This window comes from Spirillospora sp. CA-294931 (assembly GCF_050946795.1).
Lineage (GTDB): Bacteria > Actinomycetota > Actinomycetes > Streptosporangiales > Streptosporangiaceae > Spirillospora.
On the sequence record NZ_CP192006.1, the window covers coordinates 8,034,310 to 8,054,377 of the forward strand.

Genomic DNA, 20,068 nt, shown 5'->3' on the forward strand with positions numbered 1-20,068 from the left:
TTCGCGAGATCAACTACGACGTCCCGGTGGATGCGCCACCTGGCGGGAAGGTTCGGCCCGCCCCGTGTCCTGAACCGGCCCGGCGACGCCCTGGCGAGGCGGAGCGCGCCCCTGCTATCCCCCGCGCGGGGACCGAATAGGCTGTCTGCTTCGCCCCCGTGCGGGGGCACTGGGGTCACCCAGGACGGAGCGCGGAGAGGGAGAAGTCTGCATGTCGTCCCCGGTCACGGGTCGCCCGGTCACGGTCAAAGACCGGGAGATCGCGGCCGAGCAGCGGTACGTCGATCTGGCGTACCGGCGGCTGGAGGAGATGCGCGAGAGCACCAGAGCGCTGCTCCGCGAGGGCTTCCGGCAGTCGATGGCCGGCACCAAGGGCTCGCTGGTCGACCGGGACGCCATGGTGCACCAGGCCGCGCTGCGGGCCCAGGCGCTCGACGTCGCCGACGACGGGCTGGTCTTCGGACGGCTCGACCTGGCGCCGCGTCCCACCGAGGACGGCGGCGCCGACGAGCGCGAGGTCCGCTACATCGGCCGCATCGGCGTCCGGACGTCCGAGCACGACTCCCTGGTGATCGACTGGCGCGCCCCGGCCGCCGAGGACTTCTACCGCGCCACCCCCGAAGACCCGCGCGGGGTGATCAGGCGCCGCGTCCTGCACTCGCGCGGCCACACCGTCGTCGACCTGGAGGACGACCTGCTCGACCCCGGCGCCGCCGACGGGCTGACCGTCGTCGGCGACGGCGCGTTCCTGGCGTCGCTGGCCCGTGCCCGCGAGGGCGCCATGCGCGACATCGTCGCCACCATCCAGCGCGAGCAGGACGAGGTCATCCGCGCCCCCGCCGACGGGACGATCATCGTCCGGGGCGCCCCCGGCACCGGCAAGACCGCCGTCGCCCTGCACCGCGTCGCCTACCTGCTGTTCCGGCACCGCCGCCGCTTCGGGTCACGCGGAGTGCTGGTCGTCGGGCCGAACCGGCGCTTCACGGCCTACATCGAGCGCGTCCTGCCCTCGCTCGGCGAGGGCTCGGCGACCCTGCGCTCCCTGGGCGACCTGGTCGACGGCGTCACCGCCACCCGCCACGACCCGCACCGGGCGGCGGCGGTGAAGGGCTCGGGCGTCATGGCGCGGGTGCTGCGGCGCGCGATCACCGATCATCCGCCCGGCGCTCCCGACGAGCTGCGCGTCGTCCACCGGGGCGTGGTCGTCCGGCTCGACCGGGTGCGGCTCGACAAGATCCGCACCGACGTGCACCGGCGCAGCAGGGGCAGCGCCAACGCCGCCAGGGGACGCGCGGCCGACGCGCTCCTGGACGCCCTGTGGCAGCGATACAACGACCTCGGCGGCCCCGAGGCGGCCGCCGAGGCCGACGCCGACCAGGGCCTGTGGAACGCCCTGCTCGCCGCGGACGGGCTCGCCGAGCTCGACCAGGCCGACGCTCGCGGCGCCGAGACCGGCGGCGACCCCAAGCGCTCGGAGTTCGTCGCCCGCGCCCGCCAGCAGCGCACCTTCACCGACTTCCTGGTCGCCTGGTGGCCCGTCCGCGAGCCCGCCGCCGTGCTGCGCTCGCTGGCCGACCCCGAACGGCTGGGCCGCGCCGCCGGTCGCGACCTCGACCCCGCCACGATCGAGGCGCTCGCCGCGTCCTGGGCGGGCGACGAGCTGAGCTACCAGGACATCGCGCTGGTCGACGAGCTCGACGCCCAGCTCGGGCCGCCGCCCCGGCCGTCCCGCCGCCGCCCGCCGCCCGGCGACGACGACCCGTTCGTCGTCGACGGCGTCAACATCATCACCGGCGAGGAGGTGGCCGACGAGTCCTGGGAACCCGAGATGCGCGAGCTCACCACCTCCATCGAGCGCCTCGAACAGGCGCGCCGCGTCGACGACGGCGTGACCGACGAGCGTCCCGAATACGCCCACATCGTCGTGGACGAGGCCCAGGACCTCTCGCCCATGCAGTGGCGGATGCTGGGCCGCCGGGGCCGCCAGGCCAGCTGGACCATCGTCGAAGACCCCGCCCAGAGCGCCTGGGAAGACCTCGACGCGGCCCGCGAGGCGATGGAGTCCGCGCTCGGCCCCGAGGAGCCCAAGCCCCGGCGCGGACGCCGCCGCAAGGCGCCCCCGCGCCGCGCCCGCTACGAGTACGAGCTCACCACCAACTACCGCAACTCCACCGAGATCGCCGCCGTCGCCTCCCGGGTGCTGGCCCTCGCGCTGCCCGAGGCCCGCCCGGCCCGCGCCGTCCGCACCTCCGGCCTCGACCCGGTCGTGCGCGTGGTCCCCGAGGCCGAGCTCGTCACGGCCGCCCGCGGGGCCGTCGAGGAACAGCTCGACCAGGTCGAGGGCACGATCGGCCTGATCGTCCCGCTGCCGGACGGTGACGCCTGGTCCGGCGCCGTCCGCGAGCGCCTCGGCCGGGGCCTGCCCGAGCGCGTCCAGGTCCTCGACGTCCTGGAGGCCAAGGGCCTGGAGTTCGACGCCGCCGTGATCGCCGCCCCCGAGACGGTGGCCGAGCAGTCGCCGCGCGGCCTGCGCGTGCTGTACGTCGCGGTCTCCCGCGCCACGCAGCGCCTCACCGTCCTCACCACCGCCCCCGAATGGCACGACACCCTGAAGAGCGGAGACCGATGACGGGCCGCAACCCCGCCCCCAAACGTGGTTACGCCGGACGCTCGGCCGAGGAACGCCGGGCCGAGCGGCGCGAACGGCTGCTGTCCGCGGCGCTGGAACTGTTCGGCACGCGGGGATACGCGGCCACGTCCATCGAGCGCCTGTGCACCACCGCGGCCGTCTCGACGCGGAACTTCTACGAGGAGTTCACCGGACGCGAGGAGCTGCTGACGATCCTGCACCAGCGGTTCAACGAGCGCTGCAGCACCGCCCTGGCCGAGGCGTACGCCGCCGCCGACGCCGAGGGCGCCGACCTCCGCACCCGCGTCGAGCGCGCCGTGCGCGCCTACATGGGCACCGCGGCCGCCGACCCCCGCTGGGCCCGCGTCGCCTATGTCGAGGTGATCGGCGTGAGCCCCGAGCTGGAGCGCCACCGCCTGGGCTGGCGCGAGCGCTGGGAGCACACCATCAGCACCGTCGCCAACGACGCCGTCGCCCGCGGCGAGGCCACCGACCGCGACTACCGGCTGACCGCCATCGCCGTGATCGGCGCCGTCAACAACCTGGCCCACCACTGGTCGTCCCGCGACCGCGACATCCCCGCCGACGACATCGCGGCCGAACTGACCCACCTCATCGTCTCGTCCATGATGAGCCCGTAGCCCCCGGGAGGGGCGGTCAGATGATCGGGGGGCGGCCGGTGCGGGTCATGCGCCAGACGGTTCCCCAGGTGATGGGGCGACGCGGGCCCGCGGGCTTGCGCCAGCCTTCGGCGAAGCCCTTGAACCAGGGGCGCAGGGCGCTGGGACGGTGCTCGCGCAGCAGCGTCATGGCGACCCAGACGCCGAGATAGGTGAGAGCGAGGGGCCACGGGAGGTTGCGCCGCGCCAGCCACACGCGGTTGCGGGCGTTGTAGCGGTAGAACATGTCGTGCCGGGTCGGCAGGACGGCCGGGTGGAACATCACCGCGGCCGCGTCGTAGACGATGCGGTAGCCGGCGTTCAGCACCTGCCAGGCCAGATCGGTCTCTTCGTGGGCGTAGAAGAAGTCTTCGGGGAGGCCGCCCGCCGCGTCGAACGCCGCGCGGCGCATCGCGCAGGCGCCGCCGAGGAACGTGGTGACCTCAGAGGAGCGCTCGGGGTCGCCCGCGCGCAGCCGGGGCACGTGCCGCCGCTCGCCGCGCCCGCCCTCGGGGTCGCGCACCCGGAACGAGATCACGCCGAGGGACGGGTCGGCGTCGAACCGGTCGCGCAGGTAGGCGCCGAGCCGGGGCGAGCGGTACCAGCCGTCGTCGTCGAGGAACAGCACGATCTCGCCGCAGGACGCCTCGACGCCCCGGTTGCGCCCGGCCGGGATGCCGACGTTCTCGGGCAGGTGGAGGGTCTTGACCCGCTCGTCGTCGAAGGGCGCCTGACCGGCGCGGTCGCCCAGGGGGTCGGTGCCGTTGCCGACGAGGACGACCTCGACGTCGACATGATCCTGTTCGAGGGCGCTGCGCACCGCGCGCGCCAGTTCGGCGGGACGGTTGCCCATGGTCAGCACCACGACGCTCAGCTTCACTTGAGCCTCCGGGACGCCAGGATGCTGACCAGGTGCAGCAGCGTCTGCGCGACCGCGACGGCCGCCACCGCGACGGTCAGGACGCGCAGCGCCGCCGGGGTGTCGGTGCCGAGCACGACGTCGAGGGCCGCCGCCGCCGCGATCAGCAGCGAGAGCTCCACCGCGCCGATGATGCGGTGGAAGCGGAGCATGGACGCCGCCTGGCGGGCCAGCGCGATGCCCGTCGAGCGGGGACGCAGCGCGCGGTCGCCGCCGACCGGGTCGGCGGGCAGGCCCGACTTGGCCCGTGCCACCACCACGTTGTCGGTCTCGGCCTTGATCAGCGCGGCGCCGAGCGCCGCGACCAGGCCGAGCTCGACATAGCCGCCGCTCTCCCAGCCGCCCTGGGCCGCGAAGCCCAGGCCGACCAGCAGGGCGACCTCGGACAGGTAGTGGCCGATGCGGTCGAGGAAGACGCCCGCGACCGAGGTCTGGCGCAGGTAGCGGGCCACCTCGCCGTCCACGCAGTCGAGCAGCAGGTAGAGCTGGATCAGCAGGGCGCCGCCGAGCGCCGTCCACAGCGAGGCGTCGCCCGAGACGGGCAGCGACACCACGACCCCGGCCACCACCCCGCTGAGCATCATCAGGTAGGTGAGCTGGTTCGGGCTCAGGCCGAGCCGGAGGAATACCCACGCGAAGTACGGGGACAGGCTCCGCATGTAGAGGCGGCCCGCCCAGTGCTCTTCGTTGCGCCGGTCCTTCAGGCCGGGGGGCTGCCCGTACCGCCGGATGTCGGCGACGGAGGCCGACCGGCGTCCCGGACGCACCTCGTCGTGCGGGCCGTGGTTCTTGGGCAGCTCAGCCTCCATGGGCCTGGACATACTCCTCCACCGCCTTGAGGGTCGCGCCCTTGTCGAGGGCGAGATACTCCAGGATCGTGTAGCGGCCGGGCCGCGTCTGGGGCGCGTAGGCGACCGCCTCGGCGAACTGCTCGACGGTCAGGCCGACGTCGCCCGGGAGCACCGGGAGGCCGTGCCTGCGCAGGCAGGTGGTGACCTCGGCGCCCCGCTCGGCGCCCGTGCCCAGATGGGTGGCGCGCAGGTGGTAGCAGAACGCGGCGCCGATGCCGGCCAGCTCGCCGTGGTTGGCGGTGCCGGGGAACAGCTGGTCGATCGCGTGCAGGATCTCGTGATCGCCGCCGCTGGACGGCCGGGAGGACCCGGCGAAGGCCATCGCCATGCCCGACAGTACGAGCCCCTCGGCCAGAACGGTCAAAAAGCGGTCGGATTCGATCGACTCGGGCTGGTGCAGCAGCGCCTCGGCGGCCGTGCGCGCGACCGTGAGCGCCATCCGGTCGACGGGCTCGCCGCACTCGTCGGCGGCCAGCAGCCAGTCGTCCACGGCCGAGAAGTTGCTGACCACGTCGCCGACGCCCGCCCGCACGAGGCGTTCGGGCGCGGCCCTGACGTAGTCGAGGTCGACGACCATGGCCAGCGGCATGACCACGCCGAACGAGCCCTTGCCCTTCTCGTGTTCGAGGGAGGCGACCGGCGAGCAGATGCCGTCATGGGAGAGGTTGGTGGCCACCGAGACCATCGGGATGCCCGCCAGCGTCGCCGCGTACTTGGTCGCGTCGATCGTCCGGCCGCCGCCGATGCCCACCACCGCCTCGTAGGACCCGGCGCGCAGCTTGGAGCCGAGGCTGACGGCGGCGTCGACGGTGCCGCCGTCCACCCGGAAGAGCTCGCAGGCGGTGAGGGAGGGCCGCACCTGCTCGGCGATCTGGTCGCCCTGGCCGGGCCCGACCGCGATGGCCACCCGGCCCTCGGTGACGATCCGCCGGTCGGCCAGCAGATCGCCCAGGGCGGCGACGGCGCCGCGCCGCACATCGATGGACAGCGGAGCGGTGAGCATCCGCGTCAGCAGAGGCATAGGCCTTCCTAGGTCGGGTTCGTCGGAATGGCGTTGCTGCGTTCTGCGTGGCCCGCGCCCTAGTACGTGGCGGCGATGCGGCGGGCCTTCTCCAGGTCGTCGTGGTTGTCGACCTCGACCCAGGCGACGTCGCCGATCGGGGCGACGCCGATGCGTCCGCCGCGCTTGACCAGCTCTTGGTAGCCGTCCTCGTAGTAGAGGTCGGGGTCGCCCTCCCAGGTGGCCTTGAGCGCGTCGGCCAGCGGCCCGGCGGCGGCGGGCTCGATGAGCGTCGCGCCGATGTACTCGCCCGCGGCCGAGGCCGGGTCCATGAGCTTGGTAATGGTGGCCAGGTTGCCCTCGCCGTCGAGGGTCACCTTCATCTCCTCGTCAGCGAGAGTTTTGACGTTGTCCACCGCCAGGAGGATGTCCGGTCCGCGGCCCGCGAGTAGCGTCTTTTCCACGCTGACCGGATGGACCGTGTCGCCGTTCACCATGAGGACGCCCTTGGAGAAGTGCTCGCGCGCCAGCCACATGGAGTAGGCGTTGTTCCACTCCTCGGCCTTGTCGTTGTGGACGAGGGTCAGCGTGACCCCGTAACGCTCCTCAAGGGCTTGCTTGCGCTCTTCGACGGCGTTCGCGCGGTATCCGACGACGATCACGACGTCGGTCAGGCCGACCTCGGCCAGATTGCCGAGCGCGATGTCGAGGATGGTCGTCTCACCGTCGACCGGCACCAGTGCCTTGGGCAAGGTGTCGGTGTAGGGCCGCAGCCTCCGGCCCGCGCCCGCTGCCAGCACCATCCCGATCATGCTTCCTCTTTCTCCAGGTCGACCAGCACGCCGTTGTCGCGACCGGTCCGCAACCAAGTTGTGACGCTTTCGCCGACGAACAAGACGCCAAGGTAGGCGGCGAGCGCAGCGTACGCGAACGGGAGAAGCCCGGAGAGGCCCATGAAGGCCACGATCAGCATCCGGCCCTCCCAGCCAAGCCCGGCGCGGAAGATCCAGTCGGGCGGCCGAAGCCCCTGGCAGGTGCGGTACACGGTGTCGTAATGGTGGAATGCCAGGACGGTCAGCAGCAAGTAAACCAGCGGCGCCGACACACCCTGTGCGAACCCCAATACGGCCAGGTAACCATACTCGATCGCGCGCACCATCGGCGGTACGAGCCAGTCGAGGCGCCCCCGATGCGGATGCGTGGACGCTGGGCCCGTCAGCAACAGAGCGACCACCGGAGCGAACAGCGCCGGGGTGTGCTGCTCCCCCACACCGGCCACCAGCAGCACGGCCGTCACGGTCAGCGCCACCACCGCCCCGGGCAACGGCGGCAGCTGCCCGCGCGCGGCCCGTCCGAGCATCACGCAAATGGATCCGTCGTCGCGATAGGCCTGGAGACGTCCGGCAGCCTCCGAATCGGCCGGAAGCGTCGCGCTCGTCATCGCGTGGCCTCCCGGGCGGGACGGGCGATGTTCAGGGTCAGGGCTGCGGCCGTGGCCAGCGCGCCCCAGATGAGCAGGGCGGTGAAGGTCACCCGGGCGTTGGTGAGGGCGGCGGCCAGACAGGTCAGTGCGATGCGCTCGCCGTCCGGGAGGAGGGCGGCCGTCATGATCGGGCCGCGTCGGCCGGTGGGGACGGCGGCCGTGGCGGACGAGACGCCGATCGTGCGGCGGACGACCAGGAGCGCCAGGGCCGCCGTGGCCAGTGGCCAGACGTCGCCGCCGTGGACGGGACTTCCCGCGGGCGCCGCCAGGGAGCCGACCGCCAGGCCCGCGTAGACGACGGCGTCCCTCAGCACACCGCAGACCGCGTCGAGCCAGGCGCCGAGCGGAGTGCTGGCGCCGGTGGCGCGGGCGAGCTGGCCGTCCACCCGGGACAGGGCGAAGGCGAGGTAGAGCAGGACGGCGCCGGTGAGCATCCCGGCGCGGTCGCCGCCCGCGAACCAGGCCGCGGCGGCCACCCCGGCGCCGAGGGACATGCAGGTGACGGCGTTGGGGGTCAGGCCGCGGCGGGCCGCCCAGAGCGCGAGGTAGGGCGAGTAGCTGCTCACCGCGTAGGTCGCGAACGGCCCGTCGCCCCGCCGCACGGCGGCCTTCACCCCGCGCCGGTCCGGTACGTTGAGCTCGGCCAGGTGGTCGGCGGTCACGGGGCGGCCTCCAACGATCGACGGACACTCAGGGTAGCGGCTCGCGGACGCCGCGCAGTCAAAGGAGAGACGGTCATGCCCACGATCGCGGTGGTCCTCGCCGGAGGCACCGGGGAGCGGGTGGGGGCGGGCACGCCCAAGCAGCTGATCGAGGTGGGCGGGCGCCCGATCCTCCAGCACGCGATCGCGGCGTTCGACGCGCATCCGGGCATCGACGAGGTGGTCGTGGTGATGGCGTCGGGGCACCTGCGCGCCGCCGCCGCGATGGCGGCGCCGTTCGGCAAGGTCGTGGCGGTGGTCGAGGGCGGCGAGACCCGCACCGCCTCGACCGTCGCGGCGCTGCGGGTGCTGTCCGACCGGCCGGACGACTCCAAGGTGCTCTTCCACGACGCCGCGCGCCCGTTCGTCGGCCCCGACGTGATCGACCGGACGCTGGAGGCGCTGGCCACGGCCGAGGCGGTGGCGGTGGGCGTCCCGACGTCCGACACGATCGTCGAGGTGTCCGGCGGCGTGGTGACCGGCATGCCGCCCCGCGCGTCGCTGTGCCGTTTCCAGACCCCGCAGGGCTTCGGGCTGGGCACGATCCGCAAGGCCTACGAGCTGGCGCTGGCCGACCCCGGGCTGCTGGCGACCGACGACTGCGGCATCGTCCACCGGTACCTGCCGGACGTGCCGATCAGGGTCGTGGCGGGCGACGAGCGCAACCTCAAGGTGACCCACCCGCTGGACGTGGCGATCGCCGGGCTGCTCGCGGCGGAGGATCGGTGATCTTCGAGGACCGTCCCGCCGTCATCGGGCACCGCGGGCTGGGCGCCGGGGACCTCGCCGTCCCGGGCGACCCGGCCACGACCGTCGCCGAGAACACCGTGCCCTCGATCCTGGCGGCCGTCGAGGCGGGCGCGTCCTGGGTCGAGATCGACGTGACCCGGACGGCCGACGACGACCTGGTGCTGCGGCACGACCCCACGACCGCCGGGGGCGACTTCCTCGCCGACCTCCCCGCGGCCGCCAGCGGCCTGCCACGGCTCGCCGACGTCCTGGCGGCACTCCCGCCCGAGGTCGCGCTCGACGTGGACGTCAAGACCATCCTGGAGGACGCCGTGGACGCCCCCTCGCGGCGCACGGGCGCGCTCCTGGCGCCCGTGCTGCGGCGCGAGGCCGCCCGCAGGCCCCTTCTGGTGACCTCGTTCGACCCCTCGCTGCTGGCCTACCTGCGCGACGAGCTGCCCGAGGTGCCGGTGGGCCTGCTCACCTGGCTGCGGTTCCCGCTGTGGCACGGCGTCCCCGCCGCCGCCGGGCTCGGCTTCCAGGCGCTCGGACTGCACACCGCGTCGCTGGGGGTCGACCATCCCGACTCGCGGCTGCGCCCGCTGGAGCACTGCGTGGACGTGGCGCACAAGGCGGGCCTCGAGGTGCTCGCCTGGTGCCCCTCGGCCGACCGGGCACCCGAGTACGCCGCCGCCGGCATCGACGCCATGGTCGTCAACGACGTCCCCGGTGTGGTGGCCGCTCTCGGCTGAGCGTCAGGACGGTGGCTTGTCGCCTCTGAGGTCGTCGCCGCCGTACATCTGGGTCCACTCGCCCGCGCCCTCCTGCTTGCGCTCGCCGCCGGGAGAGGGGCGTCCGTCGTTGAAGGGGATGCCTCCGCCCCCGGGAGACGCCGCAGGCGGTGAGGGCGGGGTGCCCGCGCCCGGTCGGTGCTCGGGCGGCGGCGGGGGCGCGGCGTGCTGCTGACGGCCGTACTGGGGCGCCATCGGGGGCGCTCCCGGCATCGCTCCGGGAGGGGGCGGCGGGCCCACGTGCCCGGGTGCGACATGGCGGCCCATGGCCGCGGGAACGGGACGTCCGCGCCAGCGCCCCAGCGGCAGCGAGGCCGCGGCCAGCAGCGCGCCGATCAGGAACAGGATGCCGAACTGGACGAGGAACACATGGACGTTCTCGTACCGGGACGGCAGGTCGGGCATCTTGCCTTCGGTCCACACCGGCTTGGCCATCCAGGGCAGCGAGTACAGCGCCAGCAGCCCGCCGGGGATCAGCGAGGCCAGCGGCGACAGTCGCGACCCGGTGAGCACTCCGATCACCACGGCGGTGACCAGCAGGACCAGGATGCCGGTGAGCCCGGTCAGCCCGATGGTGAAGTCGCCCTTGGACAAGTATTCGAGACGTTGCCGCTGCATCCGCTCGCTACCGAGCAGCAGCCCCCCGAAGATCACCGGGGTCGCGACGAGCCCCGCGACGACTCCGAGCCCGTGCCTGGCGCCGTTGGACATGGCCACCTCCTGAGTAGGTTGGCGGCATGATCCGTCAACCTACCCCTCAGACGGGGCGCCCGACACTCCGGTTCACGCGTGGGTTCAGGTTTTGGCCGGAGTGGGCTGCCCGAGACCGGGAGGACTCGTCAGGAATCCGACGCCCCACGAGATGTGCATCGTGGCGAAGACCAGCGGAAGCCGGAGCCAGGCCATGATCGGAAGGCCGCGTCCCTCGACGGCGCCGCCCAGCAGCATCGCGGCCGCGTAGCCGCCCGGCAGCAGCCAGCCGGGCCAGAATCCCACCAGGCCCGCGACCGTCCCGGCGATCATCGCCAGGACGGCGATCGGCGGCGCCAGGTAACGCAGGTTCAGGGTGCCCTGGTGCTCGCGCCCCACGACACGGCGCCAGCGCCCGGTGTGGAAGTACTGCTTGGCCAGCTGCCGCAGGTTGGGCCGGGGACGATAGGTGACCCGCATACGGGGGGTGAAGTAGACCTTGCCGCCCGACTGCCGGATCCGGTGGTTCATCTCCCAGTCCTGCGCGCGGACGAACGTCTCGTCGTACCCGCCGACCCGTTCGAGCGCGCTGCGGCGGAACGTGCCCAGATAGACCGTCTCGACCTCGCCCGCCTCGCCGCCGGTGTGGAAGCGGGCGTTGCCCACCCCCAGCTTGGACGTCATCGCCCGGGCGACGGCCTTCTCGAACGCGGTGACGCCCTCGGCGGCCATGATGCCGCCGACGTTGTCGGCCCCGGTCTCCTCCATCGTCTCGACGGCGGCGCGGACATAGTCCGTGGGCAGCAGCGAGTGCCCGTCCACCCGGACGATGATCGAGTACTGGGACGCCTTGATCGCGATGTTGAGCCCCTGCGGCGTGCGTCCCGTCGGGTTGGGGACCAGGACGACCCGCGGATCCTCGGCGGCCAGCTTGCCGGAGATCTCCTCGGTCCGGTCGCGGGACGGGCCGACGGCCAGCACCAGCTCAAGCTCGCCGGGGTAGTCCTGGGAGACGATGCGGCGCACGGCGTCGGTCAGGTGGCGCTGCTCGTTCAGCACCGGCATGACGACCGACACCGCCGGCCACGTACGGTCGTCGTGGCTCTGCCTGGCGCTGCTCTGCGCGTGGGGAGACGGATTCATCTGGGCTCGCGGGCGCACCTTCGGTCATGGACCGCAGGAGGCCCCCCTTCCTCTCTCTATGTCTCGCGAACTCTTGAGACACCGCTCACGACACCCCGGGCAAGGGTGCGGCCGCCGGGAGCAGGTCAAGACGGCGCCACGTTACTGCAAGGACACGAGGCCGAGGTAGCGAACGGATCGGTGTTCCCCACTTTAGGGTGGTGAACGTTGATGGACGAGCGCCGCCAGAAGGCGCCGGCGACGTATCGGGAGGGCGGCGGCCAGGATGGCAGACGGGCGAGACTCCAGCGACGAGCCGGATCCGCTGGAGCGGTACTTCCGGCCGCGTCCCGCGGGCGGCACCGGCGACCCGTCCGACGACGGCGAGATCGAGGGCGTCACCATCGACGGCGTCCCGGCCCCGAGGGTCACCGTCGACGCCCCGCGCGGCCCCCGGCGTCCCGGCCCCGGGCTGAGCCCCCGGGCCGCGACCAGCGCCCGGAGGCAACGCCGCTTCCTGGGCGTGACCGGCGCGATCTCGGCGTTCGTGCTGCTGTCGTCCGGCGGCGCCTGGGCGTTCCAGGAGTACGTCACCGGCGCCATCGACAAGGTCGACGTCGAGGGCCTGGGCAAGGACAAGGACGCCCCCAAGGGCGCGTTGACGATCCTGGTCGCGGGCGTCGACCGCCGCGAGGGCCTCACCCGGGAGCAGCAGCGCAAGGCCAAGCTGGGCCGCGAGCCGGGCGAGCGCTCCGACACGATGCTGCTCGTGCACATCTCCCGCGACCACGACAAGGTCACGGTGGTCAACCTTCCGCGGGACTCCTACGTCACGATCCCTGCCCACAAGTCCAACGGGACCGAGGGCCCCAAGGGCAGTTCCGTGCCGTCCCGTCCGGGCAAGCTGACGTGGTCGTACCAGTTCGGCGGGCCCGACCTCACGGTCGACACGATCAAGCGGGCCACCCGGGTCTCCATCGACCACTACGTCGAGGTCAACTTCTACGGCTTCGTGAACATGGTCGACGCCCTGGGCGGCGTGGACGTGTGCACCGAGACCCCGATCAACGACAAGAAGAGCGGTCTGCAGCTCCCGGCGGGCAAGACCCACGTGGACGGCCTGAAGGCCCTCGGCTTCGCCCGCGCCCGCTACACGCTGACCGGCGGCAGCGACCTGGGCCGCATCGACCGCCAGCAGCAGTTCATGGCCGCGATGATGAAGCAGGCCCTGAGCAGCAAGACCCTCAGCGACCCGGTGAAGTCGACCCGGTTCCTGAACGCGGCGCTCGACTCGCTGCGCGTCGACAAGAAGCTGGCCAAGGGCCTGCCGAAGCTGGCCGAGCAGATGAAGGACCTGTCGACCGACAACCTCACCTTCGCCAAGGTGCCGCTGTCCAACCCGGGTCACAACGCCATGCTGTGGAACTCGGGCCAGCCGCAGTCCACCGTCCTGTGGGACGAGGAGCGCGCCCGCGACCTGTTCTCCAAGATCCGCAAGGACGAGCCGGTCACCAAGCCGCCCAAGCCGAGCCCGTCGCCGAGCAAGGACCCGGGCGGCCTCACGGTCGCGCCGGGGGACGTCCAGGTCCGCGTCCTCAACGGTGTCGGGACGCCGCGTCTGGCCGCCAAGGCCGCCGGTGACCTGGAGGACGCCGGGTTCGACAACGCCACGGTCGGCACGGGCGTCGCCCAGCGCGGCCTGGCGACGACCCAGATCCAGTACGGCTCCGCCGGTGAGGCCGCCGCCAAGACGCTGGCCGCCGCCATCCCGGGGGCCAAGCTCAAGAAGGTGTCATCGCTGGGGTCGCGCCTCCAGCTCCTGGTCGGCGAGGACTGGTCCGGCGCCAAGAAGGTCAAGGTCCAGGCGACGTCCGCCCCGTCCCCCGATGAGAAAGAGCTGGAGACCGACTCCGCCACGCAGAAGCTCTGCAAGTAGCCCCGGGCCCCGGCCGCGCGCGGCGGCCGGGGCCCGGCGCCACTACTTGGTGAGGGTGATGGCGGTCTGGCGGGTCACGCCGTTGACCGTGAGGGTGAGGGTGATCTGGCCCTCGCGGAGCCCCTTCAGACGCCCGGTGGTCGGGTCGAAGGTCGCCGTGTGAGACGGGCGGGCCGCCTTCGGGTCACCGATGTGCAGCCCGGACGAGCCGCCCCAGTCGGCGCTCATCGGGTAGACGAGCGGGATGTCCTTGCCGTGCTGGCGGATCGTGGCGGTCACGTCGGCGCTCTGGCCCGTCTTCAGCTCCTGGGGGGCGTTGAGGGTCAGCTCGTCGACATGGGGACGGACCTCCGCGTGCAGCCACGGGGTGGACGCCCTGAGCGGGTCCTTGCGGGTGCGCTCGCGGTCGGCCGGGGCCACGGGGCCGACGCCGAACATCGTCCAGCCGGTGAAGCCTCCGCTGGCCGGGGGCGCGGCCGGGGCCTTGCCGGAGTTGCCGTTGACGAAGGTCGGGACGCCGTCGACGCGCGAGGCGTTGAAGACGCCCACGTGGGCGTTGACCACGGCGGCGCCCTTGCCGGTCGCGGTGCGGAACTCCGAGGTCCAGCGCTCCAGGAGCGCGGCCTCCTTGCGGTCGGCGAGCTGGCTGTTCCTGCTCGGCAGCGGGTCGCGGGCCGGGTGGTGGCCGAAGACCATGACCGACTCGACGCTCGCGTCGGCACGGGCGGTGTCCAGGGCGCTCTTCAGCATGCGCAGCTGGTCGAACGAGCTGGTGCGGTAGGTGCCCGTGGAGCTGTCCAGCAGGACGAACCGGGTGCCCTTGTGGTCGAAGGTGCGCGAGGGCGGGCCGAACACCTTGCGGAAGTTCTCGATGGTGCCCGAGCCGTAGACCTCGTGGTTGCCCGGCACGTAGTAGTACGGCAGCTTGCCGCCGAGCTCCTCGTCCAGGATCTTCTTGGCCAGGGCGAAGTCGGCCGCGTACCCGGTGTCGACGAAGTCGCCGTTGATCACCAGGAAGTCGGGCTTGGCGGCGAGGGTCTCGCGCAGGGTGCGCCGCGCGCGCCTGACCCATTCGCTGTCGGGGTCGGTGGCCACGAACTGCGCGTCGGACATGACGGCGAACTTCCAGCGGCGGCCGTCGGCCGTGCCGTCCCGGATGACCAGAGGGTCGGTGGGCTGCGGCTGCGCCGGGGGCGTCTGGACCGACGGCGGCACCTTGGCCACCAGGTCGTCCACCAGGACCTCGCCGGTGTACTGGCGGCTCGCGCCGGTCTCGATCGTGTAGAAGCGGTTCACGCGGATGGGGAACGCCACCGACTGCGGCACCGGCATCTCGATGTAGCGCCAGCCCTCCCAGCGGATGTAGGGGCCGTAGAGCGAGAACGTCTGCCCGTTGGCGTCGGTGATGGTGAAGGCCGTCCACTCGCCCTTGTTGTGGCCGTGGACCCACGCGCCGAGCGCCTGCGGCTGACCCGGGACCTCGATCGGCTTGGGCGGGTTGGCGTAGGCCGTGCGCGTGGCGGTCGACTGGGTGAAGTCGTACGACAGGCGCAGCCCGGGGCCGTTGTGGCCCTCGGCGACCGGCTCGACCTTGCCCGTGGCGCGGGCCGAACCGAACTTCCACTGGGCGCCGTCGCCGAAGTCGGCGATCGTCTTCTCCTCCAGGCCGACGCTGACCGGCAGCGCGGTCTTGTGGCCCTTGACGTCGATCGTGACGAGCGTCGAGCCGGACGCCTTGCGGGGCGTGGCGGTGAAGGTCCCGTGCTCGCCGGGCCGGATGTCCAGCAGCGAGGTGTCGTAGGTGAGCTTGGCGTCCGACGGCTCGACCGGGGCGGTGAAGCCCTCGCCGTCGAAGCCGACCACGCCGAAGGCGCCGCGTCCGTCCTGCCCGCCGATGGTGACGCGGTCGGTGGTGGCGCCGACGCGGGCCAGCGGGTTCAGCACGGTCAGCCTCAGCTCGCCGCGCGCCTTGCCCTGCGCGACCCGGACGTTGATGTCACCGGGAACCTGCGCGCGGAAGACGCCCGCGGCGTCGATCGTCCCCTCGGAACCGGGGGCGGTCCAGCGCGGGTTCGCCGCGACGGGGCTCTGCGCCTCGTCGTGGCCGCGCGCCACCAGCTTGCGGGTGAGGCCGGGGAAGACGCGGTCGGGACGTCCGCCGCTGGTCGGGCCGACGCCGGGGGCCTTCACCGGGTCGGCGACGGGCTCGACCCAGAACCCGGTGAGCCTGCCGCTGCCCTTGGCGTACAGCCCGATCCCGTTGGGTGTGGGGCGCTCGCCGCCGTCCGAGGGCTGGTTCTCGACCTGCCCGCGCGACTGGCCGGGCTCGCGGGCCAGCAGCGTGGACGAGCCGCCGCCGTCCAGGTTCAGGGCGTTGTGCGCCCCGGCCTCCTTCATCAGGGCGGCCATCTCGGCCAGCGTCACGCCGCGGCTGTCGACCTGGCGGCCGTCGATCGTCAGCATGAACATCCGGCGGCCGTCGGCCGAGAACCCGACCGCGGTGCGGGGGTGGGCCGCCGGGTCGGTGAGCGCGGGGATCGTCCCGTTCTCGACCAGCGTCTGGTTGCCGCCGACGGCGAAGCGGGCGTCCTTGCCGGACGAGCGCGGCTTGTAGGCCATCGCGACCGCGTCGCCCTTCTTCAGCGCCCGCAGCGTGTCGCCGCCGCCCTCGCGGCCGAGCAGGACGAAGGCGTTGGCGGGGATCTCGCCCTGGCCCGGGGCGTCGTTGACGGCGTCGACCCTGCCGTCCACCACCAGCACCTCGGTCACGCGCTGGGCGCCGTCGTCGACCGACCGGCCGCGCGTGCCGGTGCCCCACAGCGAGGTGAAGGCGCCGATCCCGTCCTTCTGGACGGTGTGCGCGTTGAACTGGTTGAGCGCGACCTTGCGGCCGTCGGGGAGCGTGACCTCGCCTTCGAGGAACACGTTGGCCATCTGGCCCAGGCCCTCGGCGCTCACACCCACGGTGCTGGCGGGCCATCCGGGCTTACCGGACTTGACGAGCTTGCCGCCGTCCACGGCGGGCCCGTTGGCGGCGCCGGTGGCGTTGATGTCGAAGAAGTCGCCGTTCACTCCGGCGATCGCGCCGGACCGGTCGGCCTGCTTGGACAGCGGCTCGACCGCCGAGACCCGTCCGGGCGACAGGTAGCCCGCGGTGACCTTGGCGCCGAGGTCGACGGTGAGCTGGTCGCCGCGGAGCCAGCCCTTGCCGTCCAGCCGGTCGAACGAGGTCAGCGTCGTGCCGGGCGCCACCGGACGGGTCTTGCGGTCGGTCTCCAGGGCGGCGGGGCCGTCGGCGCGCTGCGCGGGCAGCAGCAGCCGGTCGGCGTCCCTGGCGATGGGCGAGGCGGGGTCGGGCGGCGCCGCCAGCGCGGGCACGGCGGTACCGGCGACCAGGGTCGCCAGCAGGCCGAGCACCGTCGCGGGACGGGCGATGTGCGCACGTGCGGACACGGTGAGGCTCCTTCCAGCACAGGACCGCCCCAGGCAACACCTCCCGCGCTGCGTCCGGCGGTGACGCAGATGGCCGCCCGGCTAATTGATCACGAAGGATCGGGAGGTCACCAGCCTCGCGGCACTGCCCGTTCCCCGCACGCGAGACGCGCGGAAATCAGCGGTTGACCAACGATTCGAACCCCTCGCGGATGTCGCCGTCGGACGGCTTCACATGCACCTCGCTCGGCGGACCGGTGTCGATGCCGAGCGAGGGTCTGGTGTACCGGAGCCTGCTGGGGCAGCTCGACCCCTCGATCTCCACCCGCTTGCCGGACACGAGCTTGCCGGTGCGCAGCTCGTACGCCTTCACCGGGATCGCGACGCGGCGGAACTTCACATAGGTCGGACGGCCGAGGGACAGGGGGCTCTTGTTCTCGTAGGGGCAGGTCTGGACGGTCTTGCCCATCTCCGCGTCCTCGGTGCAGATCACCAGCACGGCCTTGGTGACGTCGTCGGTCTTCCATCCGCCGGGGAGCTTCTTGGTGTACTCGTCGTCCCCGTAAAAGAGCGCGCGGTTCGTCCCCTTCTTGTAAGCGGGGGCGCCGCTGTACTTGGCAGGGCTGGAGCAGTACTCGGGAGTGCCGCCGGTGTCGTCCTGGAGGAGCCTGCGGACGTTGGCCAGCTCGATCTCCAGGGTGGCCTTCCACACTCCGTCCTTGGCCTTGGCGGCGCTCTCGAAGGCCGGGTAGCGATCGAGCAGCCCCTGATACCTGGTGCGGGCCTGCTCCCACTCCTTGGCGGCCATCAGGTTGTCGCCGCACTGGACGAGCGCCGGGGGCTCCGTCCGCGGGACGACCCCGGCCGCCCGGTCGAGCGCGTTCCCGCTCGCCCGCCGCTGCCGCAGCCAGTCGGTGACCGCGACCGTCTCACAGGGGTTCTTGGCGGGCAGGCCGCGCAGGAACCCGTCCAGAACGACCTCGACCATCTTCCGGTGCCCGGGCAGCTCCGACAGCACCGACGAGAGCCCCTCGAAGCCCGATCTGAGCGCCCCGGCGTCGCCGGTCAGCCCGGTCCTGAGCCTTTCCCTGGCCAGAATCAGCCGCTTGCACGCCTCGGCCGTGTCGTCGCCCCGCGCGGCCTGCGCCGGATCGACCGCGCGCACACCGAACCACACGCCGTCCTGCGCCTTCACCGCCTTCGCGCAGTCACCACCGCCGCGCGCGTCGTCGATGTCGCCCTTGACGCTGAACGCCTCGAACCGCAGCAACCCGGCGAACAGCAGGACGGGGACCGCGAACCCGAGCGCGACGTCCCATCCCCCGCGCAACGGCTCCCGAGCGCCACGCGCCAGCACCCACCCGTGCGCGATCAGCGCGATCCACCACAGCAGCACCACGACCACGAACCACACCGACTCGGCGACCGTTCCCAGAAGGATCACGAGCACCAGGCTGACCAGCCCCGTGACGACGGCGAGCAGATGCCGTCCCAGCATCAGATACCCGACGCCGAGCAGCGACGCGTTGGCGACGGCGACGGCCGCCGGGGCTCGCGTGTCTTCCATACCGGGTCCTTCCACGACGGAACGGACAGCAACCGCCGCCATTCTGTCCGCCCGCGCCGGGGAGGGCTCCCGAATCTGGCGATCAAGCAAGGTCCCGCGACCCCCGAGACACATGATCATGCCCATGACTCCCTTGCCACCGGAGTCAAGGGCTGCTAGTGCACCGGTTGCACCAAGAAAGGTGAGAATCTTCGCGAACACGGTGCACGCGAGCGGGCAACAACAGGTGTTCGCGCCACCTTTCGAAAGGCCCCCATGTATGACCACCACCCTCCCGACCTCCACCCCCGACACGGGGATGCCCCCCGACCGGAGTGACGCCGCGCTGATCGTCCGGTCCAGGACGGATCCGGAGGTCTTCTCGGCGCTGTTCGACCGGTACTTCGCGGAGATCCACCGGTATGTCGCGTCCCGGCTGGGCGCCGACCACGCCGACGACGTCGCCGCCGAGGCCTTCCTGGCCGCGTTCGCCCAGCGTGACCGCTACGACGCCGACCGCCCGGTGGCCAGGCCCTGGCTGTACGGAATCGCGACGAACCTCGTCCACCGGCACCGCCGCACCGAGAAGCGCGCCTACCGCCTCCTCATGCGCGCCCCGGCCGATCCCGGCCACGACGGCGGCACCGACGAGATCAACGACCAGCTGACCACCGAGCAGATGCGCCCCCACGTAGCCGCCGCCCTGGCGGAACTGGCTCCGTGCGACCGCGACGTCCTCCTCCTGGTCGCCTACAGCGAGATGAGCTACGACGAGGTCGGCCAGGCCCTCGGCGTCCCGTCCGGAACCGTCGGCTCACGCCTGCACCGAGCCCGCCGCCACCTGCGCATCGCCCTGCGCGAGGGAGACGAATGATGGAAGACCTGAACAGCCTGCGCGCCCACCACCGCAGCCGGCCGTCCCCCACCCCGGACGCGGTCATCACCGCCCGCGCCCGCCTGACGGCCGAGTTCACCCCACGTCCCACCCGCAAGCGCCGCCGCTACTTCGCCCTCGCCACCGTCATCGCGGCCACCACCACGGCGGCCGTCCTGGCCCCCGTGTTCATGGGCGGCGACACCCCACCCGAGAGGGCCTACGCGGCCGAGCGCCTGAGCGACGGCCGCATCAAGGTGACCATCCGCGAGTTCACCGACGCCCCCGGCCTCCAGCGCAGGCTCGCCGAGCTCGGCGTGCGCTCCCTGATCACCTACGTCCCCGAGGAACACCGCTGCACCAGCCTGACCATGCCGGTGGACGACTCGATGGACCGCCAGCCGATGGTCGTCGAGCACCCCTACGCCAGCGCCGACGAAAGCAAGTACCCCAAGAGGGTCAAGGACTGGGTCTTCTACGTCCAGCCGAAGGACATCAGGCCCGGCCAAACACTCGTCTGGTCCCTCTCCTTCAACCCCAGAGACCTCAAGGACAAGCCCAGGCCCAGGCAGACCAGCCTTCCCCGTTCGGGCACCCTCGGAGTTCCCCAAAGCCACACCTACCTAGGGCGCGGCCCCATCAAGCCTTGCAACCCCGTCCACATCACCGCGTGGAGGGGGTACTCCGAACCCTGACACCCGCGCAG

General features: G+C 72.5%; 17 protein-coding genes. 7 read left to right on the forward strand and 10 right to left on the reverse strand.

Annotated elements, in window-relative coordinates:
- Positions 1-211: 211 nt before the first annotated feature.
- Both ACQPY4_RS36240 and ACQPY4_RS36245 read left to right on the forward strand, forming a co-directional pair.
- Positions 212-2,629: a HelD family protein gene (locus ACQPY4_RS36240; protein WP_433328905.1), complete on the forward strand. Its 2,418-nt coding sequence runs from the start codon at positions 212-214 to the stop codon at positions 2,627-2,629.
- The gene (locus ACQPY4_RS36245; protein WP_433328907.1) at positions 2,626-3,270 is read left to right on the forward strand and encodes a TetR/AcrR family transcriptional regulator; all 645 of its coding nucleotides are present in this window, start codon (positions 2,626-2,628) and stop codon (positions 3,268-3,270) included. Before ACQPY4_RS36240 ends, ACQPY4_RS36245 begins: the two co-directional genes overlap by 4 nt.
- Positions 3,271-3,286: 16 nt before the next feature.
- On the opposite strand, the gene ACQPY4_RS36250 is transcribed toward ACQPY4_RS36245, so the two are convergent.
- From ACQPY4_RS36250 to ACQPY4_RS36275, 6 genes are all read right to left on the reverse strand, one after another.
- Positions 3,287-4,141: a glycosyltransferase family 2 protein gene (locus tag ACQPY4_RS36250; RefSeq protein WP_433339154.1), complete on the reverse strand. Its 855-nt coding sequence runs from the start codon at positions 4,139-4,141 to the stop codon at positions 3,287-3,289.
- A 23-nt stretch (positions 4,142-4,164) separates the two neighbouring features.
- Complete coding sequence (locus tag ACQPY4_RS36255) at positions 4,165-5,016, reverse strand: CDP-alcohol phosphatidyltransferase family protein (protein ID WP_433328909.1); 852 nt, start codon at positions 5,014-5,016, stop codon at positions 4,165-4,167.
- Complete coding sequence (locus ACQPY4_RS36260; RefSeq protein ID WP_433339156.1) at positions 5,006-6,061, reverse strand: iron-containing alcohol dehydrogenase family protein; 1,056 nt, start codon at positions 6,059-6,061, stop codon at positions 5,006-5,008. The genes ACQPY4_RS36255 and ACQPY4_RS36260 overlap by 11 nt, the downstream gene beginning before the upstream one ends.
- 77 nt (positions 6,062-6,138) lie before the next feature.
- A complete protein-coding gene (locus ACQPY4_RS36265) occupies positions 6,139-6,870 on the reverse strand; it encodes a sugar phosphate nucleotidyltransferase (protein WP_433328911.1) in 732 nt (243 codons plus the stop codon).
- Entirely contained in the window at positions 6,867-7,499 is a 633-nt protein-coding gene (locus ACQPY4_RS36270; protein WP_433328913.1) for a DUF5941 domain-containing protein, read from the reverse strand. The genes ACQPY4_RS36265 and ACQPY4_RS36270 overlap by 4 nt, the downstream gene beginning before the upstream one ends.
- Positions 7,496-8,203: a CDP-alcohol phosphatidyltransferase family protein gene (locus ACQPY4_RS36275; protein ID WP_433328915.1), complete on the reverse strand. Its 708-nt coding sequence runs from the start codon at positions 8,201-8,203 to the stop codon at positions 7,496-7,498. Before ACQPY4_RS36275 ends, ACQPY4_RS36270 begins: the two co-directional genes overlap by 4 nt.
- 75 nt (positions 8,204-8,278) lie before the next feature.
- On the opposite strand from ACQPY4_RS36275, the gene ispD reads away from it, so the two are divergent.
- Together ispD and ACQPY4_RS36285 are read left to right on the forward strand one after the other, a co-directional pair.
- A complete protein-coding gene (gene ispD / locus ACQPY4_RS36280) occupies positions 8,279-8,971 on the forward strand; it encodes a 2-C-methyl-D-erythritol 4-phosphate cytidylyltransferase (RefSeq protein WP_433328917.1) in 693 nt (230 codons plus the stop codon).
- On the forward strand, positions 8,968-9,723 hold the full coding sequence (locus ACQPY4_RS36285; protein WP_433328919.1) for a glycerophosphodiester phosphodiesterase: 756 nt from the start codon (positions 8,968-8,970) through the stop codon (positions 9,721-9,723). The genes ispD and ACQPY4_RS36285 overlap by 4 nt, the downstream gene beginning before the upstream one ends.
- Positions 9,724-9,726: 3 nt before the next feature.
- Here ACQPY4_RS36285 and ACQPY4_RS36290 read toward each other — a convergent pair whose 3' ends face one another.
- Together ACQPY4_RS36290 and ACQPY4_RS36295 are read right to left on the reverse strand one after the other, a co-directional pair.
- Positions 9,727-10,473 (reverse strand): hypothetical protein, encoded by a 747-nt coding sequence (locus tag ACQPY4_RS36290; protein WP_433328921.1) that lies wholly within the window; start codon positions 10,471-10,473, stop codon positions 9,727-9,729.
- Positions 10,474-10,557: 84 nt separating this feature from the next.
- A complete protein-coding gene (locus tag ACQPY4_RS36295; protein ID WP_433328923.1) occupies positions 10,558-11,595 on the reverse strand; it encodes a glycosyltransferase family 2 protein in 1,038 nt (345 codons plus the stop codon).
- A gap of 265 nt (positions 11,596-11,860) precedes the next feature.
- Here ACQPY4_RS36295 and ACQPY4_RS36300 point away from each other — a divergent pair, with 265 nt between their 5' ends.
- Complete coding sequence (locus ACQPY4_RS36300; RefSeq protein WP_433328925.1) at positions 11,861-13,510, forward strand: LCP family protein; 1,650 nt, start codon at positions 11,861-11,863, stop codon at positions 13,508-13,510.
- A 42-nt stretch (positions 13,511-13,552) separates the two neighbouring features.
- Here the strand turns inward: ACQPY4_RS36300 and ACQPY4_RS36305 are convergent, their stop codons facing one another.
- Both ACQPY4_RS36305 and ACQPY4_RS36310 read right to left on the reverse strand, forming a co-directional pair.
- Positions 13,553-16,963 (reverse strand): phosphodiester glycosidase family protein, encoded by a 3,411-nt coding sequence (locus ACQPY4_RS36305; RefSeq protein ID WP_433328927.1) that lies wholly within the window; start codon positions 16,961-16,963, stop codon positions 13,553-13,555.
- Between the two features lie 157 nt (positions 16,964-17,120).
- Entirely contained in the window at positions 17,121-18,509 is a 1,389-nt protein-coding gene (locus ACQPY4_RS36310) for a tetratricopeptide repeat protein (protein WP_433328929.1), read from the reverse strand.
- A 259-nt stretch (positions 18,510-18,768) separates the two neighbouring features.
- On the opposite strand from ACQPY4_RS36310, the gene ACQPY4_RS36315 reads away from it, so the two are divergent.
- Positions 18,769-19,362: an RNA polymerase sigma factor gene (locus tag ACQPY4_RS36315; protein WP_433328931.1), complete on the forward strand. Its 594-nt coding sequence runs from the start codon at positions 18,769-18,771 to the stop codon at positions 19,360-19,362.
- A complete protein-coding gene (locus ACQPY4_RS36320) occupies positions 19,359-20,057 on the forward strand; it encodes a hypothetical protein (protein WP_433328933.1) in 699 nt (232 codons plus the stop codon). Before ACQPY4_RS36315 ends, ACQPY4_RS36320 begins: the two co-directional genes overlap by 4 nt.
- Positions 20,058-20,068 lie beyond the last annotated feature (11 nt).

What these genes read in the sequence shown, in the direction of transcription:
- ACQPY4_RS36320 (WP_433328933.1), top strand. Translation starts at nt 19,359, where the DNA reads ATGATGGAAGACCTGAACAGCCTGCGCGCCCACCACCGCAGCCGGCCG.
- ACQPY4_RS36255 (WP_433328909.1), bottom strand. Translation starts at nt 5,016, where the DNA reads ATGGAGGCTGAGCTGCCCAAGAACCACGGCCCGCACGACGAGGTGCGT.
- ACQPY4_RS36315 (WP_433328931.1), top strand. Translation starts at nt 18,769, where the DNA reads ATGACCACCACCCTCCCGACCTCCACCCCCGACACGGGGATGCCCCCC.
- ACQPY4_RS36260 (WP_433339156.1), bottom strand. Translation starts at nt 6,061, where the DNA reads ATGCTCACCGCTCCGCTGTCCATCGATGTGCGGCGCGGCGCCGTCGCC.
- ACQPY4_RS36270 (WP_433328913.1), bottom strand. Translation starts at nt 7,499, where the DNA reads ATGACGAGCGCGACGCTTCCGGCCGATTCGGAGGCTGCCGGACGTCTC.
- ACQPY4_RS36290 (WP_433328921.1), bottom strand. Translation starts at nt 10,473, where the DNA reads ATGTCCAACGGCGCCAGGCACGGGCTCGGAGTCGTCGCGGGGCTCGTC.
- ACQPY4_RS36265 (WP_433328911.1), bottom strand. Translation starts at nt 6,870, where the DNA reads ATGATCGGGATGGTGCTGGCAGCGGGCGCGGGCCGGAGGCTGCGGCCC.
- ACQPY4_RS36245 (WP_433328907.1), top strand. Translation starts at nt 2,626, where the DNA reads ATGACGGGCCGCAACCCCGCCCCCAAACGTGGTTACGCCGGACGCTCG.
- ACQPY4_RS36300 (WP_433328925.1), top strand. Translation starts at nt 11,861, where the DNA reads ATGGCAGACGGGCGAGACTCCAGCGACGAGCCGGATCCGCTGGAGCGG.
- ACQPY4_RS36310 (WP_433328929.1), bottom strand. Translation starts at nt 18,509, where the DNA reads ATGGAAGACACGCGAGCCCCGGCGGCCGTCGCCGTCGCCAACGCGTCG.
- ACQPY4_RS36240 (WP_433328905.1), top strand. Translation starts at nt 212, where the DNA reads ATGTCGTCCCCGGTCACGGGTCGCCCGGTCACGGTCAAAGACCGGGAG.
- ACQPY4_RS36295 (WP_433328923.1), bottom strand. Translation starts at nt 11,595, where the DNA reads ATGAATCCGTCTCCCCACGCGCAGAGCAGCGCCAGGCAGAGCCACGAC.
- ACQPY4_RS36250 (WP_433339154.1), bottom strand. Translation starts at nt 4,141, where the DNA reads ATGGGCAACCGTCCCGCCGAACTGGCGCGCGCGGTGCGCAGCGCCCTC.
- ispD (WP_433328917.1), top strand. Translation starts at nt 8,279, where the DNA reads ATGCCCACGATCGCGGTGGTCCTCGCCGGAGGCACCGGGGAGCGGGTG.